Annotated in this window: 19 protein-coding genes; 9 read left to right on the top strand and 10 right to left on the bottom strand. The window is 62.0% G+C overall.

Annotation, left to right across the window (positions count from 1 at the left end; translation table 11 throughout):
• Nucleotides 1-9 precede the first annotated feature (9 nt).
• Nucleotides 10-1,194 (bottom strand): mannonate dehydratase, encoded by a 1,185-nt coding sequence (uxuA, locus tag AC04SF_RS26130; protein WP_488480134.1) that lies wholly within the window; start codon nt 1,192-1,194, stop codon nt 10-12.
• Nucleotides 1,195-1,296: 102 nt separating this feature from the next.
• On the opposite strand from uxuA, the gene AC04SF_RS26125 reads away from it, so the two are divergent.
• Nucleotides 1,297-2,082 carry an SDR family NAD(P)-dependent oxidoreductase gene (locus AC04SF_RS26125; protein WP_488480133.1) on the top strand — a complete coding sequence of 262 codons (786 nt, stop codon included), beginning with the start codon at nt 1,297-1,299 and terminating at the stop codon, nt 2,080-2,082.
• Between the two features lie 39 nt (nt 2,083-2,121).
• On the opposite strand, the gene AC04SF_RS26120 is transcribed toward AC04SF_RS26125, so the two are convergent.
• From AC04SF_RS26120 to cyoA, 8 genes are all read right to left on the bottom strand, one after another.
• The gene (locus AC04SF_RS26120; protein ID WP_488480132.1) at nt 2,122-3,384 is read right to left on the bottom strand and encodes a DUF763 domain-containing protein; all 1,263 of its coding nucleotides are present in this window, start codon (nt 3,382-3,384) and stop codon (nt 2,122-2,124) included.
• A gap of 132 nt (nt 3,385-3,516) precedes the next feature.
• Nucleotides 3,517-4,053: a response regulator transcription factor gene (locus tag AC04SF_RS26115; RefSeq protein ID WP_488480131.1), complete on the bottom strand. Its 537-nt coding sequence runs from the start codon at nt 4,051-4,053 to the stop codon at nt 3,517-3,519.
• On the bottom strand, nt 4,043-5,392 hold the full coding sequence (locus AC04SF_RS26110) for an ATP-binding protein (protein WP_488480130.1): 1,350 nt from the start codon (nt 5,390-5,392) through the stop codon (nt 4,043-4,045). The genes AC04SF_RS26115 and AC04SF_RS26110 overlap by 11 nt, the downstream gene beginning before the upstream one ends.
• Nucleotides 5,389-6,207: an SURF1 family protein gene (locus AC04SF_RS26105; protein WP_488480129.1), complete on the bottom strand. Its 819-nt coding sequence runs from the start codon at nt 6,205-6,207 to the stop codon at nt 5,389-5,391. Before AC04SF_RS26105 ends, AC04SF_RS26110 begins: the two co-directional genes overlap by 4 nt.
• Nucleotides 6,204-6,581, bottom strand: a complete 378-nt coding sequence (gene cyoD, locus AC04SF_RS26100) for a cytochrome o ubiquinol oxidase subunit IV (RefSeq protein WP_488480128.1) — start codon at nt 6,579-6,581, stop codon at nt 6,204-6,206. Before cyoD ends, AC04SF_RS26105 begins: the two co-directional genes overlap by 4 nt.
• Nucleotides 6,578-7,204: a cytochrome o ubiquinol oxidase subunit III gene (cyoC, locus tag AC04SF_RS26095; protein WP_488480127.1), complete on the bottom strand. Its 627-nt coding sequence runs from the start codon at nt 7,202-7,204 to the stop codon at nt 6,578-6,580. Before cyoC ends, cyoD begins: the two co-directional genes overlap by 4 nt.
• 9 nt (nt 7,205-7,213) lie before the next feature.
• Nucleotides 7,214-9,211, bottom strand: a complete 1,998-nt coding sequence (gene cyoB, locus AC04SF_RS26090) for a cytochrome o ubiquinol oxidase subunit I (RefSeq protein ID WP_488480126.1) — start codon at nt 9,209-9,211, stop codon at nt 7,214-7,216.
• Nucleotides 9,212-9,221: 10 nt separating this feature from the next.
• Nucleotides 9,222-10,403, bottom strand: a complete 1,182-nt coding sequence (gene cyoA / locus AC04SF_RS26085; protein WP_488480125.1) for a ubiquinol oxidase subunit II — start codon at nt 10,401-10,403, stop codon at nt 9,222-9,224.
• Between the two features lie 215 nt (nt 10,404-10,618).
• On the opposite strand from cyoA, the gene AC04SF_RS26080 reads away from it, so the two are divergent.
• Nucleotides 10,619-11,941 (top strand): MFS transporter, encoded by a 1,323-nt coding sequence (locus AC04SF_RS26080; protein WP_488480124.1) that lies wholly within the window; start codon nt 10,619-10,621, stop codon nt 11,939-11,941.
• Nucleotide 11,942: 1 nt separating this feature from the next.
• Here the strand turns inward: AC04SF_RS26080 and AC04SF_RS26075 are convergent, their stop codons facing one another.
• The gene (locus tag AC04SF_RS26075; RefSeq protein ID WP_488480123.1) at nt 11,943-13,472 is read right to left on the bottom strand and encodes an MDR family MFS transporter; all 1,530 of its coding nucleotides are present in this window, start codon (nt 13,470-13,472) and stop codon (nt 11,943-11,945) included.
• A gap of 240 nt (nt 13,473-13,712) precedes the next feature.
• Between AC04SF_RS26075 and AC04SF_RS26070 the strand changes: the two genes are divergently transcribed.
• The 7 genes from AC04SF_RS26070 (at nt 13,713) to gspD (ending at nt 23,782) form a co-directional block, all read left to right on the top strand.
• The gene (locus AC04SF_RS26070) at nt 13,713-14,243 is read left to right on the top strand and encodes a MarR family winged helix-turn-helix transcriptional regulator (RefSeq protein WP_488480122.1); all 531 of its coding nucleotides are present in this window, start codon (nt 13,713-13,715) and stop codon (nt 14,241-14,243) included.
• A gap of 639 nt (nt 14,244-14,882) precedes the next feature.
• Nucleotides 14,883-15,353, top strand: coding sequence for a hypothetical protein (locus AC04SF_RS26065; RefSeq protein WP_488480121.1), 471 nt, complete (start codon nt 14,883-14,885; stop codon nt 15,351-15,353).
• A gap of 23 nt (nt 15,354-15,376) precedes the next feature.
• Nucleotides 15,377-16,081: a hypothetical protein gene (locus tag AC04SF_RS26060; RefSeq protein WP_488480120.1), complete on the top strand. Its 705-nt coding sequence runs from the start codon at nt 15,377-15,379 to the stop codon at nt 16,079-16,081.
• The gene (locus AC04SF_RS26055; protein WP_488480119.1) at nt 16,078-17,505 is read left to right on the top strand and encodes a toxin TcdB middle/N-terminal domain-containing protein; all 1,428 of its coding nucleotides are present in this window, start codon (nt 16,078-16,080) and stop codon (nt 17,503-17,505) included. The genes AC04SF_RS26060 and AC04SF_RS26055 overlap by 4 nt, the downstream gene beginning before the upstream one ends.
• A gap of 535 nt (nt 17,506-18,040) precedes the next feature.
• Nucleotides 18,041-20,713, top strand: a complete 2,673-nt coding sequence (locus tag AC04SF_RS26050; RefSeq protein WP_488480198.1) for an RHS repeat-associated core domain-containing protein — start codon at nt 18,041-18,043, stop codon at nt 20,711-20,713.
• Between the two features lie 6 nt (nt 20,714-20,719).
• Nucleotides 20,720-21,259, top strand: coding sequence for a hypothetical protein (locus AC04SF_RS26045; protein WP_488480118.1), 540 nt, complete (start codon nt 20,720-20,722; stop codon nt 21,257-21,259).
• Nucleotides 21,260-21,658: 399 nt separating this feature from the next.
• Entirely contained in the window at nt 21,659-23,782 is a 2,124-nt protein-coding gene (gene gspD / locus AC04SF_RS26040; protein ID WP_488480117.1) for a type II secretion system secretin GspD, read from the top strand.
• Nucleotide 23,783: the final 1 nt, after the last annotated feature.

Raw genomic sequence — 23,783 nt, 5'->3', positions numbered from 1 at the left:
CCTGGCTCATCAGGCCAGCCCGAACTTCTCCACGGCGCGCATGATGCCACGCAATTCAGCGAGGCCTTTCAGCCGGCCGATCAGCGAGTAGCCGGGATTAATCTTCTTCTTGCCGATGTCGTCGGCGAGCAGGTGGCCGTGGTCCGGCCGCATCGGGATGCGCCAGTCGGCACGGCCCTCCTTGCGGCGGCGCGCCTCCTCCTGCATCAGAGCCAGGATCACATGCGCCATGTCGGTGCCGCCTTCGAGATGCTCGGCTTCGTAGAACGAGCCGTCCTCCTCGATGGTGATGTTGCGCAAATGGACGAAATGGATGCGGTCGGCGAATTCCTTGACCATGGCGACAATGTCGTTGTCGGCGCGCGTGCCGTAGGAGCCGGTGCAGAAGGTCAGCCCATTGGCCGGGCTGTCGACGGCGTTGAGGATGAAACACGCGTCCTGCGCGGTCGAAACGACGCGTGGCAGGCCATAGAGCGAAAAGGGCGGGTCGTCGGGATGGATGCACATGCGCACCCCTTCCTCTTGCGCCACCGGAATGATCTCGCGCAGGAACCAGGCGAGGTTGTCGCGCAACTCCTTCGGCCCGATCCCGTCATACTCCGCCAAAGCCTCGCGAAAACTGTCGCGGTCATACTTGCGCTCGGTCGCCGGCAGGCCGGCGATGAGGTTGCGCTCGATCTGGTCGACCTGCTCTGACGTCAACGCCTTCAGCCGCTTCTCGGCTTCGGCGATCCGTGCCGGCGTATAGCTGGCCGCGCCATCCTTGCGCTGCAACACGAAAAGATCATAGGCGGCAAAGTCGATGGCGTCGAAACGCAAGGCATAGCCGGTTGTCGGCAGGCGATACATGAGGTCGGTGCGGGTCCAGTCCACCACCGGCATGAAATTATAGCAGATCGTCTTGATGCCGGCCTTGGCGAGCGTGCGGATGCTGTCGCGATAGTAGCCGGCATAGCGCTCGCGTTCCGGCGCGCCGATCTTGAAGGAATTGTGGACCGGGATGCTTTCGACCACCGACCATGTCAGGCCGGCGGCCTCGATGATGCGCTTGCGTTCGAGCACATCGGCTTCGGGCCACGCCCTGCCATCGTATATGTGGTGAAGTGCTGAAACCACGCCGGTGGCGCCAGCCTGCCTGACGTGATCGAGTGTCACCGGGTCATCCGGACCATACCAGCGCCAGCACTGTTCCATTGCAACTTTCCTTTTTGCGTGAGACCGGCAACCTATTGTTTGACACCGATGAGTGTCAAACTCAGAACCACGTTTTTGATGGCGCATGAAGGAGTTCCCGCGATGAAGGATTTCGACGGCAAGGTGGCATTGGTGACGGGGACGACCGGCATTGCGCTCGCCACCGCAAGGCGGCTGGCGCAAGGCGGTGCCGCGATCATCGCCTGCGGCATCGACCGGGCTGCCAATGCCGCCATGCAGGAGAGCCTTGCCAAAGCCGGAGCGAGCGCGCTGGTGCAGACGGTCGACGTCTCCGTCTCCGATCAGGTGCGCGACGCGGTCGCGGCCGGCGTCGCGAGATTCGGCGGCATCGACGTCATCGTCAATTCGGCCGCGGTCCATCCCTACGGAACCGCGACGACGACCGACTGGGAAACCTGGAACCGGGCGATGACGGTCAATGTCGGCTCGATCTACCTGACCGCGCATTTCGGCATTCCGGAAATGATCAAGCGCGGCGGCGGCGCCATCGTCAACGTCGCTTCGGTGCAAGGCTTCGCCTGCCAGCAGAATGTCGCCGCCTACGCCACGACCAAAGGCGCGATCCATACGCTGACGCGCTCACTTGCGCTCGACTATGCGGCATCAGGCATAAGGGTGAATTCGGTCAGCCCGGGCTCGATCCGCACGCCGATCCTGGAGAAGGCCGCGCGCGGCGACGGTGGCAGCGATGCCGATGTCGAGGAGGCCTTCAGGCGCTTCGGCGCGGCCCATCCGCTTGGCCGCATCGGCGAGCCGGAGGAAGTGGCCGAACTCATCGCTTTCCTGTGCTCGTCCAAGGCCGGCTTCTGCACCGGCGCCGACTACAAGATCGATGGCGGCCTGACCGCCGGGATCGGCGTGAAGTAGAGTGGTGAAGGCGGTCCCGGGGCGTTGACCCCGGGACCATCATGCCTTCTTGTTCGGCTTCGCCGGCGCCTGGTCCGGCGCCGGTTCCCAGCCAAAGACGCTGCGGCCGCCAAGCAGATGCGACTGATCGAATTCGCCGGCGACGATTTCCTTCAGGCTGGGGCCGGTGACATATCGCTCGACCTGCCGCGACTGATCGTCGAGCCGCCGCAACGCACCAATCTCCTCTTCGCGGCCCAGCCTGGCTTTCTGCACGGCGGACTTCAGCACGCCGATGGTCTCGTCATAGACCTTGAGGGGTACCGGGAACGGGTGCCTGTCCTTGCCGCCATGCGCCAGCGAGAACCGGCCGGGATCGGAAAAGCGGCACGGCGCGCCATGCACCACTTCGGCGACGAGGGCCAGCGCGCGCACCGTGCGGGCGCCGACGCCGGGAACCAGCAGCAGCTCGGAAAAATCCTCGGGACCACGTTCGGCGGCGGCCGCCATGTTGCCATGCAGGCGGCGCATGACGACATCGCTTTCGCGCACATCATGATGAGCCGGCATGACCAGATGCGGCAGCAGCGGCTGCTCCGGAGCCGGTGCGGTGCCGGCATCCAGGGCAGCGAATTCGCGCAGGATGCGGTCCGGCCCGAGGTCCTGCAGCAGGTCCAGCTGTCCCTGGCGCGAGGCCTCGGCGCGGCGGTCGGTCAGGTTGACGATCTCGCCCTGGTTGGCGCCCTCGATGGCGGCGTGCGGCTGATCGACGAAGCTCTTCAGCCCTTCGGACAGCCAATGGTAGCGGCGTGCGATCTTGCTGTCGCCGTTCATACCTTGCTGCACCACCACCCAGTCGCCGTCGTCGGTGACGATGAAGCCGTGCAGATAGAGGTCGAAGCCATCCTGAACGGCGGCGCTGTCGACCTTGGCGACAAGCCGACTGGCGGTCGCCAGGTGCTCTCCGTCGAAGCCGATGCGCTCGCCGATTGCCGCAAGCTCATGCGGGGTTTTGCGCGAATGCGCGCCACGGCCGCCGCAGACATGAATGCCGAGTTCGCCCGACAGCGGCGTCAGGCCGCGTTTCAAGGCGCCGACGACGCTGGTCGTGATGCCGGAAGAGTGCCAGTCCATGCCCATGACGGCGCCGAAGGATTGGAACCAGAACGGATGCGCCAGCCGCCGCAGCAGCTCGTTGCGGCCATAATGATGGATGATCGCCTCGCACATGACGGCGCCAAGGCGCGTCATGCGGTCGCCCAGCCATTTCGGCACGCGCCCGCCGTGAAGTGGAAGATCAGCACTGCCCGATCGTTGCGCCAAATCCGTTGCCTGTTCCGGTGTCTGTCCACACAGATAGGCATTCCGGGCCACGCAGGAAAGCTTTGAATGCTCCCGCTCGAATTCGCCGTGGACCAAATCGGGTTCAGCCCGATCGTGGGCGTAGCGCTCCCGCTATCTCACCACGCGTTTCTCGAGCTTGCGGGCCAAAGTGCGCCGGTGCAGGCCAAGCCGGCGCGCCGTTTCGGAGATGTTGAAGCCGGTCTCGACAAGCGTTTCGTGGATGCGCTCCCATTCGAGGTTCTTGATCGAGGTGGGACGGCTGCTCAGCGAGACGGAAACATCACCCTCGGCCCGGCCGAAGGCGGCTTCGATGTCATCGGTGTTGGCGGGCTTGGCCAGATAATGACATGCGCCGAGCTTGATCGCCTCGACCGCGGTGGCGATGCTGGCAAAGCCGGTCAGCACAACGATCCTCATCGAAGCGTCGCGGGCGCTGAGCAGCTTCACGCATTCCAGCCCGGAGCCGCCGGCGCCAAGCTTGAGATCAACGACGGCGTAGGAAGGAACCGCTGTTTCGAGGGCGCCGAGCAGTTCTTCCCTGCCGTGGCAGACCACGACGTCGTAGTCGCGCTTTTCGAAAGAGCGCTTCAGCGTCTTGGCGAAGGTGGCGTCGTCCTCGACGATAAACAGGGATCGATCAGGCCTCATGATCATCTCCATCGGTCAGCGCCACGAGCGGCAGCGAGAGCGTAACACAGGCCCCGTGCTCCATGTTACGCGCCGAAAAGTCGCCTCCCAGCTTTCGAACCACGTTCACGACAAGGAAAAGGCCAAGGCCGCCGCCCGGCCGTCCCTTGCTCGACATATAGGGCTGGCCGAGTGCCGCCAGAATAGCCTCGTCGAAACCCGGCCCACGGTCGCGCACGGCAATCACCAGTTTCTCACCCTGCCGTTCGGCAGCGACGCCGACCCAATCGGGCGATGCTTCCTGGGCGTTGTCGAACACGTTGAAGATCACTTGTTTCAGCGCCGTGTCGGACACGATCTGCTCGTCGGGGTCGAAATCGTTCTTGTAGTCCAGATTGAACGGCTGGCGGCTGACACGCCATTCCTGGACAAGATCGTCGAGGAAATGGCGGATGCTGGTGCGGATGGTGCCCTCGCCCCGCGCCTGCCCCGAGGACATGAGGATGCCCGACACGATGCTTTTGCAGCGCTCGATCTGCGCCTGCATTTCGGCGACGTCCCCCGCCAGCTCGCGGTTGCGGGTGACGCTGCGCGTCTGGCGCCAGTCGGAGAGGATGACGGAGATGGTCGAAAGCGGCGTGCCCAGCTCGTGCGCGGCGCCCGAGGCCAGCAGGCCCATGCGCACAATGTGGTCCTCCTCGGCCGAGTGCTGGCGCAGATCGGCGAGATAGGCATCGCGCTCGCGCAGATTGCGGTTGATGCGCGTCATGAAGATGACGATCAGGCCGGCCGCCAGCACGAAGCAGATGAACATGCCCCTGATATGCAGGGCCAGCAGGTCGCTGCCGCCGTGGTGCGGGATTGCGATCGGCTTGAACTGGAAGGTGAGGAAGACGAAGCAGGCCGAAGCGGCGGCCACCAGGCTCCAGGTCGACCAGGGTGTCAGCAGCGCGGCGCCAAGCGTGATCTGCAAGAGATAGAGCGACACGAACGGGTTGGAGGCACCGCCGCTCAGATAAAGCTGTGTCGTCAGCGCTGCCATGTCGAAAATCAGCGCGACGAAGAGCTGCGCGTTGCTGATCGGGCGCTGGCCGCGCGAAGCCAAGAGGCTGAAGATGTTCAGCCCGATCAGGAAAAGCACCACGCCAGCCATCTCCGGCAGCGGCAGCGGGATATCGAACCAGTATTCCGTCACCAGAATGGTGAGCACCTGACCCGCCACCGCCAGCCAACGCAGCTGGATGAGCAGGAGCAGGTTCTTCCTGTTCGCCGCATCGGGATCCGAGACCGTGCCGCCATTGCCCGCAAGGGACACCGCGAAGGATTTGTCGTTGCGAAGCGTTTGCGTCGGGACGCTCATCTTGCCGGTCCTCGCCGTCGGCGGCGGCCGATCATCGGCGCGGCCAGGGCTGCAACAAGCATCGCAGCGAGCGTGAACCAGGTCAAAGCATAGACGAGGTGGCTGTTGCGGAACGTCACGACGGTCAGGCCGCCGCGCGGCCAGCCATCCGTGCCGGATGCCTCCGCATCGACGAAATAGGGGGCGACATCCGTCAGGCCGCGCGTAGTTGCGATGGCGGTGACGTCGCGCGAATGCCAGCGATTGCCCGCGGCATCGTTGTTGCGCAGGAAACCGCCGCCCGGCTCGCTCTTGCGCAACAGCCCATCGATGACGGCCGGCGCGGTGAAGCTACCGCTCTCTTGTTCGAATTCGGCCTTGCGCTCCTGGGGGATGAAGCCACGGTTGACCAGCACGACGAAGCCACGGTCGGTCCGCAGCGGCGTCAGCACCCAATAGCCGCCGCCAAGTTCCGTCACCGCCTGCACCAGCGTGTTGGCGCCGCCCAGAAAGTGCCCAGCCAGTCGCACATGGCTGTATTCACCACTGGCCGCGGTCATGCCGGCCCAGGCCCCCGGGCCGGGGGCATCGGCAACCGGAGCATGAATGCGCTGGTCGACGCGGGCGATCAGGTCGAGCTTCCAGACCCGCCTTTCCAACTGCCAGATGCCGAGCCCAAGAAACACCAGCACGCCGAGGAGGCCGAGCAGTGCGAGGAAAAGCCGCGACGCAGGCGATCTGCCGGCGTCCTTTCGTGGCGCGGCGGACAGATCAATGCCGGCCTGCCCGATCCCTGACTCGACAGTGGCCCTCCGCGCGCCCGGCGCCGGGCTCATGGCATCTCGCGCATGTCGTGAAGCCCAGGCATCATGTTGGCATTGAGGTGGTACATCACCCAGAGCGAACCGGTCAGCACGATGACGACCAGGATCAGTGTGAAGATCAGGGCCAGCATCGACCAGCCGCCCTCCGAGGCGGTGTTCATATGCAGGAAGAAGACCATGTGGACGACGATCTGCACCACCGCGAAGGCCATGATGACGATGGCCGTGGCCTGTTTGTTGTCGATGGCGCCGCTCATGACCAGCCAGAACGGGATGGCGGTTAGGATCACCGACAGGACGAAGCCGATCAGATAGCCCTTTAACGATCCGTGCGCCGCGCCGCCATGGGCGTGGCCGTGATCGGCAGCGTGATCATGAGCGCTCATCGCAACATCCCCATCAGATAGACGAAGGTGAAGACGCCGATCCAGACGACGTCGAGGAAATGCCAGAACATCGAGAGGCACATCAGCCGGCGGCGGTTGGCCTCGGTGAGACCGAACCTGGCGACCTGCGTCATCAGCGTCACAAGCCAGACGGTGCCGAAGGTGACATGCAGGCCGTGCGTGCCGACCAAAGTGAAGAAGGACGACAGGAAGGCGCTACGCTGTGGTGTCGCGCCTTCATGGATCATGTGCGCGAATTCGTAGAGTTCGATCGACAGGAAGGCCAGGCCGAACAGGCCGGTCACGGCAAGCCAGGCTTGCGTTACAGCGACGCGGCCCTTGTCCATTGTCAGCATGGCAAAGCCATAGGTGATCGACGACAAGAGCAGCATGGTGGTGTTGACCGCGACCAGGTCGAGATCGAACAGGTCCTTCGGAGCAGGCCCCGCCGCGTAATTGCCGCCGAGCACACCATAGGCCGCGAACAGCATGGCGAAGATCAGGCAGTCGCTCATCAGATAGAGCCAGAAGCCGAGCATCGTGCTGCTGCCTTCGGCATGCGCATGCTCTTCTTCCAGGTGGAAGACCGGCTCGGTTCCGGCCGTGGTCGCTATCGACGCCATGCTCAACCCCTAGCCCTGAGCGGAGAGGAGCGTCGTCCTCGCCTCCTCCGTCTGCGTGACCTCGGCAGCCGGAATGTGGAAGTCTCTGATATAGTTGAAAGTGTGGCCGATCGCGGTGGCGATCAGGCAGACGAAGCTCAGCGCCGCCAGCCACCAGATGTACCAGATCAGGCCGAAGCCGAGCGCGACGCTGAAGGCGGCCAGGATGACGCCGGTGCCGGTATTGCTCGGCATATGGATCGGCTTGAAGCCGGAGAGCGGCCTGACGTAGCCGGCCTTCTTCATGTCCCACCAGGCGTCGTTGTCGCGCACAACAGGCGTGAAGGCGAAGTTGTAGGCGGGCGGCGGCGAAGAGGTCGACCATTCGAGCGTGCGGCCGTCCCAGGGATCGCCGGTCGGATCGGTCAGGGCCTCGCGCCTGCGGATGGAGACGTAGATCTGGACCAGGAAGGCGGCGATACCGCAGGCGATCAGCACCGCGCCGAAGGCGGCGATGACGAACCAGATCTGCAGCGATGGGTCGTCGAAGACGCGCATGCGGCGCGTCACGCCCATCAGGCCGAGGATGTAGAGCGGCATGAAGGCGAACCAGAAGCCGACCACCCAGCACCAGAACGACACCTTGCCCCAGAACGGATCGAGCTTGAACCCGAAGGCCTTGGGCCACCAATAGGCAATGCCGGCGAACAGGCCGAACAGCACACCGCCGATGATGACGTTGTGGAAATGCGCGATCAGGAACAGGCTGTTGTGCAGCACGAAGTCCGCCGGCGGCACGGCAAGCAGCACGCCGGTCATGCCGCCGACCACGAAGGTGAGCATGAAGGCCATCGTCCACATCATCGGCAGTTCGAAGCGGATGCGGCCGCGATACATTGTGAATAGCCAGTTGAAGATCTTCGCCCCGGTCGGGATCGAGATGATCATCGTGGTGATGCCGAAGAAGGAATTGACGCTGGCGCCCGAGCCCATGGTGAAGAAGTGGTGCAGCCAGACGAGGTACGACAGGATGGTGATGACCACCGTGGCGTAGACCATCGAGGTGTAGCCGAACAGGCGCTTGCCGGAGAAGGTCGAGGTGACTTCGGAGAAGACGCCGAACAGCGGCAGGATGAGGATGTAGACTTCCGGGTGACCCCATATCCAGATGAGGTTCACATACATCATCGGGTTGCCGCCGAAGTCGTTGGTGAAGAAGTTGGTGCCGACATAGCGGTCGAGAGCCAGCAGAGAGAGCACCGCCGTCAGCACCGGGAAGGACGCCACGATCAGCACGTTGGTGCAGAGCGACGTCCAGGTGAAGACAGGCATGCGCATCATCGTCATGCCGGGTGCGCGCATCTTGATGATGGTGCAGATCAGGTTGATGCCCGACAGCGTCGTGCCGACGCCCGCCACCTGCAGCGCCCAGATATAATAGTCGACGCCGACATCAGGACTGTAGCCGATGCCGGAGAGCGGCGGATAGGCGAGCCAGCCGGTGCGGGCAAATTCGCCGACGAACAGCGAGGCCATGACCAATATGGCGCCGCCGACCGTCATCCAGAAGCTGAAATTGTTGAGGAAGGGGAACGACACGTCACGCGCGCCGATCTGCAGCGGCACGACGAAGTTCATCAGCCCGGTGACGAAGGGCATCGCCACGAAGAAGATCATGATCACGCCGTGCGCGGTGAAGATCTGGTCGTAGTGGTGCGAATTGAGATAGCCCTCGGAACCGTTGAAGGCGATGGCCTGCTGCAAGCGCATCATGATGGCGTCGGAGAAGCCGCGCAGCAGCATGACCAGGCCGAGCACCATATACATGATGCCGATCTTCTTGTGGTCGACGCTGGTGAACCACTCGCGCCAGAGATAGGTCCAGAGCTTGAAATAGGTGATGACGCCGAGAAGCGCGATGCCGCCGAGCGCCACCACGGCGAAGGTGGCGACGACGATCGGCTCGTGCAGCGGCAGCGAGTCCAAGGTGAGACGGCCGAAAATGAATTTGGTCAGCGCATCGGGCATCTTCTGTCTCTCACAATTCGCGTCGCAACAAGCCGAGCGACGGCGTATCCGCCTCGGCGCGACGGCTCTCGGTGCCTGGCCTCAGCAGCCCCGCCCCACGCAGCGGGGAAAGATTCCTGGCCGGCCAATCCGCCGGCGTGGCATCGCTGGCCGCGCGCGCCGCGGCAGCCGCCTCCTCCGCCGTGCAGATGCTGGCGACATAGGACGGATCGTTGCCGAACACCGCGCCGCGCCGGGCGAACTTGTCGTATTGCAGCGGCAGCGTGTTGCGCACACCCGCAAGACCGAGGCCACCCTTGGCGTCGATCGACATCATCTCGTTCATGCACATCTTGCCGCGCTCGACGCACAGATTGAGAATGGCGCCGTAAAGGTCGGGATCGACGGAGGCATAGTGGCGGACCGGCTCGTTCTCACTCGGCTTTTCGAGTTCGAGATAATTCTCTCGGCTGAGCGCGGCCGACGCGGTCCTGGCTTGCGCCACCCACTGCTCGAAAGCCTGGTCGGACAGGCCGTGGAAGGCGAAGCGCATCCCCGAAAAGCCGGCGCCGCTGTAATTGGCCGAAAAGCCGCTATAGGTGCCCGGCCGGTTGATGACGGCGTGCAGCTTCGTCTCCATCGCCGGCATGGCATAGATCTGCCCGGCAAGGGCTGGGATGTAGAAGGAATTCATCACCGCCGACGAGGTGATGCGGAAGTCGATCGGCTGGTTGACCGGTGCGGCCAGTTCGTTGACGGAGGCGATGCCGTAGTCCGGGTAGATGAACAGCCATTTCCAATCGAGCGCCACGACCTCGACCCGCAGCGGCTTGTGCAGTTGGGTGACCGGCTGGCCGGGCTCGATGCGGTCGATGCGGCGGTACGGGTCGAGCAGATGCGTGCCGAGCCAGGTCAGCGCGCCAAGGCAGATGATGATGAGCAGCGGCGCCGCCCAGATCACCAGTTCCAGTTTCGTCGAATGGTCCCAGTCCGGCGCATAGGTCGCCGAGGCGTTGGATTGCCGGTAGCGCCAGGCGAAGAACACCGTCAACGCCATGACCGGGATGATGATGACCAGCATCAGCAGGGTCGAGACCACGAGCAGGTCGCGCTGCTGGGCCGCGACATCGCCGGCGGGCGCGAGCACGACCAGATCGCAGCCGCTCATCAGCCCGGCCAGGGGGAACAGAAGCAAGGCTCCAAATCGTTTCATCAAACGCTGCCCTCGATGGACCGCGGCAACCGTTCATGTTGCAGTGCGGTATCGATCCAAGGGCTACTGCTCGCGGCGGCGCGGCAACATTGGACAATTTGTCCAATGCCCAGCCGGCATGGCTTTGGCGCAGTGTGCAGTGCACAATAGAACCCTTGGGGAATCCCTAGAATTGGGTCCCGGACAGTTCATTCCACGCGGTGGCGACGGATAAGATGGCTCAGACTTCGACTGCCGAAACCAACAGCGAGCTGATCGGCTCGCATCATGGCCAGGTCAGCGCCGGCGATATAGCGGTCGGCGTGATCGTGGGCAGGACGTCGGAATTCTTCGACTTCTTTGTCTATGCGATCGCCTCCGTCATCGTGTTTCCCAAGCTCATATTTCCGACGCACGATCCGCTTGTCGGCACGCTCTATTCCTTCTCGATCTTCGCGCTGGCCTTCGTCGCGCGCCCGTTCGGCTCGGTTCTGTTCATGGCCATCGACCGCGCCTATGGCCGTGGCGCGAAACTGACCATCGCTCTGTTCCTGCTCGGCACGTCGACCGTCGCCATCGCGTTTCTGCCCGCCTCAGGCGACATCGGCGCGGTCGCAATCTGGCTTCTGGCGCTTGCCCGTATCGGACAGGGGCTGGCGCTCGGCGGAACATGGGACGGGCTGCCCTCGCTGCTGGCACTGAACGCGCCTGAGAACCGGCGCGGCTTCTATGCCATGATCCCGCAACTGGGCGCGCCGATCGGCCTCATCGTGGCGAGTTCCCTCTTCGCCTTCTTTGTCGCCAATCTGTCGGCCGACGACTTCCTTTCCTGGGGCTGGCGCTATCCCTTCTTCGTCGCCTTCGCCATCAATGTCGTGGCCCTGTTCGCCAGGCTGCGCATTGTCGTTACGCCCGAATTCTCGAAACTGTACGAGAGCGGCGACCTGCAGCCGACGCGCATCAGGGACACGATCAGGGCCGAGGGCCACAACGTCGTCATCGGCGCCTTCGCGCCGCTGGCGAGTTTCGCCCTGTTCCACATGGTGACGGTGTTTCCGCTTTCCTGGGTGTTCCTGTTCACCAATGAGGGGCCGGCACGCTTCCTGATGATCGAGGCGGTGAGCGCGCTGTTTGGCATCGCTGCCATCGTCGCATCGGGCCCGTTGGCCGATCGCGTCGGACGCCGTGCGCTGCTCGGCGGTTCGGCGATCGCCATCGCGACCTTCAGCGGCTTTGCCCCGCAGCTTCTGGATGGCGGCGCCGTCGGCGAGGCGCTGTTCATGGTACTGGGCTTCATTCTGCTCGGGTTGAGCTTCGGGCAATCGTCGGGTGTCGTCGCCTCGCGCTTTTCCCGGCAGTATCGCTATACCGGCTCGGCGATCACCTCGGATCTGGCGTGGATGTTCGGCGCCGGTTTCGCGCCGCTCGCCGCCCTGCTGCTGGCCGGCAATTTCGGCCTCATCGCCGCCGGCGCCTATCTGCTCTCGGGCGCGGCCTGCACATTGCTTGCGCTGTGGATCGACGGGCGCCGCCCGGCCGCGGACCGTCAACCTGACTAGACTAGCCCCGCTTCGGGATCTGGATATCCTCCAGCAGGAGCGTCAGCGCCATGGCGACGAAGTACAGCGCCGCCACCCAGATGAACATCACGTTGAAGCCACTGGAGTAGTGGCCGAGCACCACATCGCGGACCGCGGGCGACAGGCTTGACGCCAAATGCGGGGTCAAGCCGGTCAGGCCGTCCGGCAGCAGGGCGGCCGTATCGGCGGGAAGCTCTGATGTCTGTCGGTTCAAGGCCCAGGTCATCACCGCGCCGTTCAGCGCCAGTCCCAATGACGCCCCGATCGTCCGCGCCTGGGTGATCAGCGAGGTCACCGCACCGATGTCCCGCAGCGGTGCGGCGGCCTGGATCGCCACGATCAGCACCTGGAATTGCAGGCCCATGCTGATGCCGAACAGGCCCATCATCACCGCCAGCACCCAGATCGGCGTGTGCGAATTGATGAAGACAAAGCCTATCATCAGCAGCCCGCCAATCCCCATGGCCACCACCGGCATCCATTTGTAGCGGCCGGTTGCGGCAATGACCCGCCCGGCGACGATCGAGATGACCATCGAAGTCAGGGAAGCCGGCAGGAACAGGAAGCCGACTTCGGCCGGGCTCAGTCCCGTCAGCGTCTGCATGTAGAGCGCGAAATAGAAGAACATGCCGAGCGTCACCGATCCGGCGACCACCGATACGCCCGAGACGATGCGCACCGTCGAGATGCCGAACAGCCGTAAGGGCACGATCGGCTCCTCGGCCCGCCGCTCGACCATGATAAACGCGGCGATGGCTGCCAGCGCGAGGACCGGCAGCGCGAAGGTGAGCAGATCCGGCCCGGCGGGGTCGAGCACATGATAGCCCCAATAGACGATGGCCGTGGTGCCGACGGCCAGCAGCAAGCCGCCCAGGTAGTCGATACGATGCCTCTTCTCGTTGAACCGGCTGCGCATGGCGAATGCCAGGATCGCCAGCACGACGATGCCGATCGGCAGATTGACCAGGAACACCCAGCGCCAGCCGAACAGGCTGGTGATATAGCCGCCGGCCAAGGGACCGAGGACCGACGACAGCGCGAAAACCGCCGAACTGTAGCCTTGATATTTGGCGCGGTCGCGTGGCCCGAACAGTTCGCCGATCATGGCGAAGGCCGAGACCATCAGGCCGCCGCCACCAATACCTTGGATGACGCGCGCCGCAATCAGGCTTTCCATCGACCATGCCATGCCGCAGACCAGCGAACCCAGCAGGAACAAGGTGATCGCCGTCAGCACCACGTTCTTGCGGCCATACATATCGCCGAGCTTGCCGTAGAACGGCGCGACGGCGGCGGTCGAGAGCAGATAGGCGGCGCCGACCCAGCCGAACAGATGCAGATTGCCGAGTTCGCCGGCAATGGTGGGCAAGGCGGTGACGACGATCTGCATGTCGATGGTGGCCATGAACATGGCAATCAGCGCGCCGAAATAGACGATCAGCGTCGTCAAGTCGGGTCTGGCCTCACTCTCTACGGGCACCGCTTCCGGAATGGTCGAGTCGAGAGTCATTGATATCTCCGCAGGCTGGGCGGTATCTCCGCAGGCTGGGCGCGGTTTATGTGCTCATGGCAGATATATGTCAATATCAAATATATGCTATAAGCACATAGTTGACATTTGCATATATTTTTGCTAGCGCGCTCTAATATGAGCAGCAACGATACCGAGCCGGGCAAACCGGACCGATTTTCCGCCCTGGGTCAAACGCATGGCGATCAGGACCTGGCGGATCTGGCGCGCAGCAGTGGCATGTCCGAAGCAGCAGCCGACGCCGTCGCCGCCATCGATGCGGTGATGACCAAGGTGCGCCGCTCCGTCCAGCGTCGGGATTTCGGTCGCCTGATCCTGGCCCGCATCGATCCCTCGCTGGAAGTAAGCCATCTCGATGCGATTGTCGCACTTAGCGCCGGCGCCGGCGACGCGCCACGGGACGAGGTGACGGTCGGCATCATCGCCGAGCGCATGGGGATCGACCCCTCCCGCGCCAGCCGCATCTCCGCCGATCTGGTCGAGCGCGGCTACGCCTTCCGCGTCGCATCCCAACTCGATGCCAGGCGCATTTGCCTCAAGCTCACCGCCAGGAGCGAACGCCTGGTGACGGCGGTTCGTCAGACCAAATGGCGGATTTTCGCCGGGGCACTGGCGCAGTGGGACGAGCAGGAATTGGTGACGTTTGCCACCTTGCTGGAACGCTTCGCGGTTTGGGCCACCGACGAAGCAGAGATGACCAAGTCGGCGGATGCCGTGAAGCAGATGATGGACGAGACGGAACCGGTGTAGGCGCCCGGTTGTTTCGACCGCCGGCCGCAGGATTGTCCGTGCCGTGCCTCAGCCAATACCAATTGCAGCGCCCGACACCATGAAATTCTCCGCCGCTTTTCTACGCCCGCGCTTTAGCGCGACAGAGTGCACCATCAGCAAGTTGGCCGATCCGGCTAAATTTCGCTGAGTTTGCGCGGCGTTCTGTCTTGCCCCCCGAAAATAAGTCTGTGGATATTGGTTTTGTGACGAGCGTGCGTCGTATCCGTCAAATGAAAGGTGAGTATCGATAAGCAACTTGGCTCGGGGGATTCATGAAGCGGTTGCTTGTTGGCGCGGCAGTGCTTGCCGCGAGTGTCGTCGGCGCGGATATTTCTGCTGTTTCTTATATGAGCCGAAGCGCAGGAGAGCCCAGGCTCTTCCGCGACTACAGGAAACTCTGCTGCCGGCTACGGCAATGGCGGGGCGGCGCTGGGAGCCGGCGGACCGGCCGCGGGCAGCCCGCCGAATTCGTCGACGCAGACACCATCAACCGGCGGCGGTTCATCAGGGACCGGCAGCTCGGACGCGGCGGCCAAGGTTGGCGTAAAGCCGGCTGATGCCAAGGCCGCCGACACCAAGTCGACGGATGCCAAGACAACCGACGCCAAGGCCGGCGCCGTGGCGAAGACGACCGATACCGAGGCGGCGCCCGAGGAGCCGGCTGCAACGGCCGCGGCGACGGCGGCCGCGACCACGACCACCGACAGCGGCGATCCCGAAGCAGTCGGCACGCCGAAGGTGGACCTGCCCAAGGCTGCCGGCAACGGCAATCTCGGCTATTCGATCGGCATCGACGTTCCCGCCTTCCATGGCATCGAGCCGCAGATCGCGTTGAACTACAACTCCTCGCGCAAGACCAAGACCGGCGGCCTCTACCAGGGCTGGCTCGGCTATGCCTGGGGTCTCGATGGTTTTGACGTCATCGAACGCGCCACGCCCGGTTATGGCATGCCGGCCTATGATGCCATGACATCTATCTGCTCGATGGCCAGGCGATGGTGGCGTGCGTTGCCGGCATGGTCTCGCCATCCTGCGCGACCGGCGGCACGCATGCGACCGAGAATGAAAGCTATCGCCGCATTGCTCTGAATAGCACCACGAATGAATGGAAGGTGACGGATAGAGACGGCACGGTCTCGACCTTCCGCTCGGTGGCAGCCATTGCCAATTTGACGCCGACGGCCGGCACGCCGGCCTATGACCTTGCCATGAGCTATCGCTGGCTGTTGACCTCGGTGACCGACACCAACGGCAACACGGTCACCTACAGCTACACCTGCCCGGCAAGCCCGGTCTGCTACCCCGACAGCGTCAGCTATAACGGTACGGTGGTAAAGTTCTACTACGAGACCCGTCCGGACATGATCCTGATGGGCAATGGCCGCGACATTTCCGAGACCAGCCAGCGCATCAAGACGATCGGCGTGACGGTCAGCGGCACACTGCGTGGCGCCTATCAGCTGACCTATGACCAGGCGCCATTCTCCAACACCTCGCGGCTGACTGCCGTCACCCGCTACGGCACCGATGCGACAATCGCCACCGACGGCACCATCACCGGTGGCACGTCAAAGATCATCGGCCAGATGGCCTATCAGAGCACCGATGGGGTTTATGGGACGGTGAGTGGCGCACCCTTCAAGACCAGGGGGTTGGCGATTTGGATTTCGACGGCCAAGACGAGATTTTTGGCGACGTTATCCGGGACGTGGATACCTGTCACGCCAACCAAGGGCCTTGTCCGGCCAAGCAGAGGACCAAATCCATCTATAGATTCAATTCAAGTGGTGTGCAGAACGGAAGCGTATCACAGGTGATTGACACCACAAATTACACCGATCCTGATATTCCACAGTATTTCTCGCAACTTGGCCGCTTCTCTGCAACCAAAAATACTATTGACTTTGCCGATACGGTCGTAACTGCTTTTACAAACGGCGCCACTGGTCGCACGACCTACACACCACACAATTCGATCATTCAGACAGATGACTCCCTGGGGCTGACCAAGGCTTCTTGCGCACCCGCAGGCTACCAAGCTGTTTGTGCTGCACTCCCAACTACTATTGCCGATGTATCACCGTTTCCCATTGTTACCGACGCGAATGGCGATGGCATTGACAATCTCAATGCCGTCGGAGGCAGCTCGCCTGTAATCATTGGCGATTTCTTCGGTAATGGCCGGCAACAGCCGCTCCTGTTGGATAGCGGAGGAACGGCAAAAAAAGGAACGCTTTCGAACGGCGTTTGGCAGGCCAGCGGAACATCGTTCTCGATCTCGGGTCCTGGCACCAGTGTCATGGGCGATGTCAATGGCGACGGCGCAACAGACATTTTGCGCTATAGTGGCAATGACGGCAGCGCCACCGTTTGGCTGTCAACCGGGACCGGCTTCAAAAACTATTCGGTTTCCTCGATGTCGGGACCGACAGCGGTTCTTCGCGACTTCGACAACAGCGGTAAAGCCTCGGTCATCACCGTTGGCGGGACGATCACACAGCAGTATCGCACCGGCCCTGTGCGGGTTTTCTCGCTCCGTCCGTCGTCAACAGCATTGACGCCGGTGCAGTTCACGCTGCCTTCGGGGATTTCCGCTGGCACGGTTGTCGGCGACTTCAACGGCGATGGCCTGCCGGACTTCACCGACTACAACAACATGTTCTTCTCGAACGCCGGAACGGGCAACCCGAACCTGTTGAAGCAGATCACCACGGAACTCGGCGGGACGGTCGCGGCCGAGTACACGCCGTCATCGACCTGGGCGAACAACTACCTGCCGCAGGTGGTGCATGCGGTCACAAAACTTTCGGTCAGCGACGGCCGTGGCCAGACGGCGGTGTCGACCTACACCTATGCCGGCGGCAAATATGATCCGGCGGCGCGCAAATTTTTGGGCTTTGCCTCGATCGTCGAGACCAAACCGCTGGCCAATGGTGAGACGGCGCCCTCGACGGTGACGACCACATATCGCCAGGATCTGGCGAGCTACGGCCTGCCGTCGCTGACGGTTTGGAAGGATGGGGCGGGCACCGTGCACAAGCAGGTGGCCGAGAACCTATGCCGTCAACACGGCGAGCAAGCCATACACGGTGCAGAACACGGCGACCGACACGACGCTGACCGAGACCGACACGGGACTAACCACCAACATTTCGCTGGCCACTCGGGTCGTGCGCTATTTCGACGCCTACAACAACGTCACCGTCCAGGACGACTACGGCCGCACCGATACCAGCGGTGACGAGGTGCGAACGGCTCGATTGTTCGCGCCCAACACCGCAGCCTATATCGTGTCACTGCCGCGCGCCGTGACAACGCAAGCCGGTTTTGATGGGTCATTCCCGTACATTGGCTGGATTTCGAACTTCTACGACAACAACCACGCCGACAACACGACCCCGCCAACCAAGGGCAATCTCACCTTGCGAGTGAGCTTCAACGACATCTATTCGAGCCCGCAGAAAACCACTTTCCAGTATTTTGCCTATGACAGCTACGGCAACAAGATTTCGGCCACCAACGGCCTCGGTCACAAGACCGAGTGGGACTATGACGCCACCTATCACCTCTATCCCGTAACCGAGCGGGCACCGCGCTATTTTGCCACCGGCGGCCAGACGGCGGACACGCGCTTTGTCTCGAGCGCCACCTACAATCCCATCTGCGGCCTGCCGGCGACCAAGACCGACCTGAATGGCTTGGTGAAAACCTTCGCCTACGATCCGTTCTGCCGGCCCTATCAGGTGTCGCAGAGCGTGACCGGCGCCTATGCCAAGATGCGGTTCGAGAACGAGGGCAATCCGGCGACGCAGGCGCTGGTCAAATACACGCCGCTGCCCAATGGCGCCGGCGAGGATTTTACCCGCTCCTATTATGACGGGCTTGGCCGGGTCTATCGTGTCGAAAACCCTGGTGAGACGGCGGCTGGGCCAAAGCGCATTGCCGATACTGATTTCGACCCACGCGGGAATGTGCTGCGCACCGCTTTCCCAAGGTTCGCCGGTGACACCGCGCAATGGACCACCAACAGCTACGACTGGGCCGACCGGCTGGTGAAGACGGTCAATCCGGATGCCAGCCAACGGACCTACAATCAAGTTCTCGATCCCGGCACCGTCGGTGTAAACCCGGTCTTCTCCGGCGTGCTCATGCAGGACGAACTCGGCCACAGGACATCCATCTATAATTGGGTGCATGGCGACCCTGTGGTCGTCATCCGCGATGCCACTGGCCTCTTTTTGCGAGAGATACGCAACTACGACCGGTTGGGACGCTTGATCAGCGTCAGCGATCCCGGCGGTTCCAACTGGTCCTACACCTATGACCTGCTCGGCAACCGGCTGTCGGCATCGGATCCCGATCTTGGCACCTGGACCTATGTCTATGACGCCGCCAACCGGCTGATCAGCCAGACCGATGCCAGGGGCACCGTCACCAATCTCAGTTACGACCAGATGGACCGGCTGACGCTGAAGACGGCAACGGCTTCCGGCGGCAGCCCGCTTGTCCTGACGCAGAACACTTATGACGAGGCCTCGGCCGGCTTCCAGAACATCGGCCAGCTGACCACGTCGCAGAATGCTGCCGCCACGCAGAGCTACAAATATGATGGCTTCGGCAAGGTGGCGCGGCAGGATGCCACGATCGGCACGCTGACCCACACCACGACGACGCTGCGCGATGCCTCGGGGCAAACCCTGGCGACGCAATATCTGCCGGTGCAGCTCGACTTCGGCACGACGGCCGCGCCGCTGCAATACACCGCCGGCAACAGGCTGGCCTCGGCACCCGGCTTCATCACCTCGACCATTTACGAGGCCGATGGCCAGACGAAGGAGATCACCTACGTCAATGGCGTGAAGACGTCCTTCACCTACTCGCCGACACGGCGCTGGGTGACGCGCATCACCACGGCACTTGGCGCCACCACATTGATGGACCGGCAATATACCCGCGACAACCTTGGCCGCATCACCAACATTGTCGGGGCGTCGGCGCCCGGCAGCTGGAACTATGTCTATGACAATGCCGACCGGCTGACCTCGGCGGACAATCTCGGCGACAACACGCTCGACGAGACTTTCGTCTATGCCGCCAACGACAACATGACCTCACGCACGCGTGTGGCCGGCACCTACGTCTATCCCTCGGCCACATCCCCGCGCCCGCATGCACCGGTCACCGTCGGCGCCAATGCGATGGCCTATGACGCCAATGGCAACCTCACCTCGGACGGCAGCCGCACGCTCGCCTGGGACGAGGCCAACCGGCTGAAGACCGTCAGCCTTGCCTCCAACACCGTCAATCTCGCCTATGGACCGGACGGAGCGCGGGCGAAGAAAACATCGAGCTTCGCGACGACGCTTTATCCCGACGCCAATGTCGAGATCAATCCGGCGACACCGGGCGCCGAAATCTACACGCGCTACCCGCATCCCGACATCAAGGTTGTCGGCACGACCAAATACTTCCTGCACCGTGAGCATCTGGCCTCGGTGCGGCTGGTCACCGACATGTCGGGCGCCGTGGTCGAAGGCACCACCTACGCCACCTATGGCGAAAGCCTCAACACCGGCTTCCAAACGCAGAAGGGCTATATAGGCGAGCGCTTCGATGCCGAAACCGGGCTTCTGTATCTCAATGCCCGGTACATGGACCCGGTGCTGGGGCGGTTCATCTCGCCCGATGATTGGGATCCGACACTGCCGGGCGTGGGCACCAATCGGTATGCATATGCCCAGAACGATCCGGTTAACAAAAGCGACCCGAACGGACATCTTAATGGGGATGCAAGCGCTTACGAGGCAGCTCTTGCGGGGGCGGAAGCCGTCGGATGGCGAGGCTTAGTCGCTTTTGTCAATCCTGTGGCGGGGGTTGTTACATTCGGCGTAGCTATGATCACGCCGACCAAACTCCAAGACCTAACTGACGAACAACAGCGAGAACTCGACAATCAGACCCAAAGTTACGTAGCTCAAGGGATGGCGCCGGAGGACGCGAAGCAAGCTGCCTGGGATAATGTGATGTCGCAGTCGCTGTTTGGATCGACACCCACGGACCCTGGTGTCCGCACAACGACGTTCTCTCGGGCACTAATGGCTGCCGGGAAACAAACCGTAGGGCAGAAGGCGCATCACATTGTCGAACTGACAGCTAAGAACGCAGCTGCCGCGCGGGCCCAACTTTCGAAATTTGCAATTGGTCTGAACTCTGCAGAAAATGGTATCGGACTGAGTAACCATCTTGGTAAGCATACCACTCTATATTCCGAAATGGTTGAAAGGGAGTTAGGACTTGCTACAACAAGAAAGAAGACGGAGGACACTCTTGGTAGAATAGGCAAAGAAATCTCGAAGGTTGATAATGAAATATCAAACCACGAGAGGGGCGAAAAGAATGCGGCGAACGCTTGGGCGAACGACGTCGCCGCCGGTAGAACTCAATTCTAAGGAGCTATGATGCTATATTGGCGAGCCGAACAAGATATCAGAAATTATGCCATCCTTGGTGATTGGGGGAATGACTATGGATCGCAAGATCTTCTGGGAATGGAAGGTGCGAGAGACATCGACCAAAGTAAGTTGCAATTCCGTTTTGACAAACAACGCCCCCTTCCAATCGGAGATTTCGTGCCTACTGCTAAGAGGGGTGTCTTGTTTGCAAGGCGCGAAATATTCGAGCTGTTTGGGTCGATAACTTTACGGAGTCGCCACAAATTTTACACAGCAAAAACTGACAAATACGACTTAGAAATATATGTGCCTATGGAAGAAGTGGACGGATTCGATTTTTTAAATTCATCTTATGAAAAATATGATGACGGGAGTATATCCCGGATTTTCGAACTAAAATTAAAAAATGGATTTTCGACAGATCTGGACTTATTTAGACTGCACGATCCCGTTGTCGCCAGATTCGACGTAATCGTTTCAGATAATTTTAAAAATATATACGATTCCAATAAGTTAACAGGACTCCGACTTACCGCAGCTTGATTTTGTGGCGACAGTGTCGCTTTTATTTGTTTTTGATAAATCTGAGGTAGCCGACGATAGGAATTACAGTGACAGTGCGCTTTTACCCTGTTCGCCTGGCTATCGCCGCGTGTAGATTGACCGCATGGGAATTACGGTGACAGTGCACTTTTTCGCGATGTCGGCTTGACCTCCCATACCAAGGCCACGCCGCCTCTGTAGCCTAGTCTAAAGCAGCCCCGACCGAGATCGCGCTCCTGTGCTGCAGCGCAAGCGTCCTCCATCGATATCCAGATCGGCAACGCTCCCGCCCTGCCTGGGCAACCCCACCTACCCTGTGGATAGACCGCAAACACCGCCATCATTCCCGACATCGGTTTGCAAGAAGCCCTAGACTGGACCCCTAGGGGAATCGGGTGGATGTCGAGCAAGCCGAGTCATTGCGTCGTGTTGTGCACGCTGCTGGCTGTTGCCGGCTGCACGTCTTCGCCGGATTTTTTCACCGAGACCATCGACAGCCTGCATGCCAAGAACTCGCCCTTGCGGTCGGGCTACACAGGGCCTGCCACCATCACCTCGGCGCAGAGTGCCGCGCAGCGTTTCAACGGCGCGCAGTATCAGGGCACGGGCCAGTTCGTGTCGTCGGGCGCGCCGGTCACCAAGGTGACCAGCGACGGCGCCGGCAAGTTCGAGCTCAATCTGGTCAATGCGCCGATCGCCGACGCGGCCAAGGCGGTGCTGGGCGATGCGCTGCACCTCAACTACATCGTCGACCCGCGCGTGCAAGGCACGGTGACGCTGCAGACCTCGCAGCCGGTGTCGAAGGATGCGCTGGTCGATATCCTGCAATCGGCGCTCGCGGTGAACGCCGCCGGCATTACCAGCCGCGCCGGCACCTACCAGATCGTGCCGCTGTCGGAGATCATGGCCTCGACGCCGCCCGTCAGCGTGCCGTCGACCTCGCCGTCCGGCCCCGGCGTCAAGGTGCAGGTGCTGCAGCTGCAATTCATCGCCGCCGACGAGATGAAGACCATTCTCGAACCGATCACCCGCCAGGGCTCGGTGCTGAGGGTCGATTCCACCCGCAACATCATCACTGTCGCCGGCAGCGACAGCGACCTCAATGCGATCCGCGAAGCGGTTTCGGTGTTCGATGTCGACTGGATGCGCGGCATGTCGGTGGCGCTGCATCCGTTGAAGACCTCCAAGCCGGAAGCGGTTGCCGCCGAGCTCGATTCGATCTTCGGCACCAAGGAAGGCCCAGGCGCCAAGCTGATCCAGTTCATCCCCAATGACCGGCTGAATTCGGTGCTGGTGATCACCTCGCGCCCGGCCTATCTGGCGCGCGCCTCGACATGGATCAACAAGCTCGACAGGCTGGCCGAGACCAACGAGAACCAGCTCTTCGTCTACCAGATCCAGAACCGGCCGGCCAAGGAACTGGCCGCGGTGCTGAGCTCGGTTCTCGGCACCACGGTGAAGACCGAAGGCGAATCCGGCGGCTCGAACGTGTCGCCCAACCAGACGCCGATCGCCATGCAGTCGGATGGCGTCACGCCGGCGCCGTTGACCGGCCCCTCGCCTTCACTGCCCGATTTGCAGGATGGACAACCGCCCGCGCACGCCACGGTCGTCGCCGATGTCGAGAACAATGCCTTGCTGATCCAGACCACGGCGCGCGACTATGAGCGCATCGAGCAGATCCTGTCCAAGGTCGACGTGCTGCCGACGCAAGTCATGCTCGAAGCCGTCATCGCCGAGGTCACCCTCAACGACGATTTGAAATACGGCCTGCGCTGGTTCTTCGAGAATGGCGGCACCAAGATCTCGCTGTCGGACGTGGCAAAGGGCGCGGCCGCGGCCGCACTGCCCGGCTTCAGCTGGAGCTATGCGACCGACAACATCCAGGTGACGCTGAACGCGCTGTCCAGCATCACCGACGTCAACGTCATCTCGGCGCCGACCATCATGGCGCTGAACAACCAGAAGGCGATCTTGCAGGTCGGCGACCAGGTACCGATCGCCACCCAGCAACAGCAAGACACGACGACCGGCAGCGCGCCGATCATCAACTCGATCCAGATGAAGGATACCGGCGTCATCCTGACGGTGACGCCGCGCATCAATGCTGCCGGCAGGGTCATGCTCGACATCGAGCAGGAGGTCAGCAATGTGACCAAGACGACCAGTTCCGGCATCGATTCGCCGACCATCCAGCAGCGCAAGATCCAGACGCGGGTGCTGGTCAATGACGGCGAAAGCCTGGCGCTGGGCGGCCTGATCCAGCAGCGCAACAATGTCGACCGGACCCAGATGCCGATCCTGGGCGATATCCCGATCATCGGCAATGCGTTCAAGCAGAAGGACGACAGTATCGGACGAACCGAACTGATCATCTTCATCCGGCCTCATGTCGTGCGTGATATCAATGAAGCGCGCGAGGTGACCGACGAGTTCCGCGGCAAGATCAGCCTGCAGACGCCGATCCAGAAGCGGCGCGGCGGCACCAAGCTGCAGCAGGATTTGAAGAGGCTGGCGTATTGAC

The sequence above is a fragment of the Mesorhizobium sp. CNPSo 4671 genome (genome assembly GCF_057784245.1).
This window is presented reverse-complemented; position numbering and strand designations above follow the sequence as displayed.